We start from the raw sequence: 1,054 nt of genomic DNA, 5'->3' as shown, positions 1-1,054 counted from the left end.
TGCCTGTTCCAACGCCGCACTGTCCAGCGTACCAAAACCTTCGTCCAAGAAAACAGTCTCTACCAGCACGCCGCCCGCATAGCTCTGAATCACATCCGACATGCCAAGTGCCAACGCCAATGCGCCGAGAAAAGATTCTCCGCCGGACAATGTTTTGACGGAACGCCGCTTGCCCGTGTAATAATCCATGACATCAATGTCTAATCCAGACTGGCTGCGATGATTCTCTGCTGTTTTGCGCCGATGCATTTCATAGCGTCCTTGCGTCATATCGCGCAGGCGCAGATTGGCTCGCTGCAACACGCGCTCAAAATAAGCCGCCTGTACATACTGTTCCAGCATAAGCTTTTGTTTGCCTGCCAGTTCGCCGTTTGCCGTCTGAGACAGCTCGCGCAGAGCGGCTGTCTGCTGTTCCAGCTGTTCCAGTTCGTTCTGCATTCGCTCAATCCGTGACAGCACAGCTTGATTGTTTTCCCTTCGCGCAGCACATTGTGTGCGAAGCCGTTCTTTCTCTTGGCATATGTGCTCTGCCTGTTCCCGCTGCTGTCTTAATTGTTCTATATCTTGCGGCTCTCCATCCGGGACAGCGGCAGCATATTCCCGCTCCATCGAGCGCGCAGTCGTCAATTGCTGAGAGAACGCTTGGCATTGTTGTTCTGCACGCCGAAACGCCTCTGGTGCCAGCAGAGCCGCCCGATAGGCTTCTCCGCTCGCAAAGCCAGCCGTGTGAACGGCATCTTTCCATGCTTTTTGTGCAGTCTTTGCCAGCTGCTGTTGCTGCTGCTCTTGCGCGCAGGCAGAGCGATATACTTCGACCGCACTACTCAACTTGCGCTGATGGCTCTCCCAGTCATTTTTTACCTTGTCGATATGCTGATGCAGCGCATCATACGTTTCCTGCTTCTCGTGCAGCTTTGCCTCGATGCCAGCAAGATTGCGCATCGGCAACGTACTCTGAACGGTCTGAGCCTCCGCTTCTATCGCAGCAGCCTTGCGGTCTGCCGCATGATAGGCTTGTTCTGCCCGCTGTGCCTCTCGCTCTAATTCCGGCAAT

The 1,054-nt window shown here is 54.6% G+C and carries 1 protein-coding gene; it reads right to left on the bottom strand.

Going from position 1 to position 1,054, the window contains the following annotated elements:
* Positions 1-1,054: SbcC/MukB-like Walker B domain-containing protein (locus tag ACR0P9_RS13110; RefSeq protein WP_432620850.1), on the bottom strand; the 1,054-nt coding region annotated here is incomplete at both ends.

The sequence above is a fragment of the Butyricicoccus sp. genome (assembly GCF_050872565.1).
Classification (GTDB): domain Bacteria; phylum Bacillota; class Clostridia; order Oscillospirales; family Butyricicoccaceae; genus Butyricicoccus_A.
The sequence above is the reverse complement of the archived record's forward strand: the minus strand, read 5'-3'. Positions and strand labels throughout refer to the sequence as shown.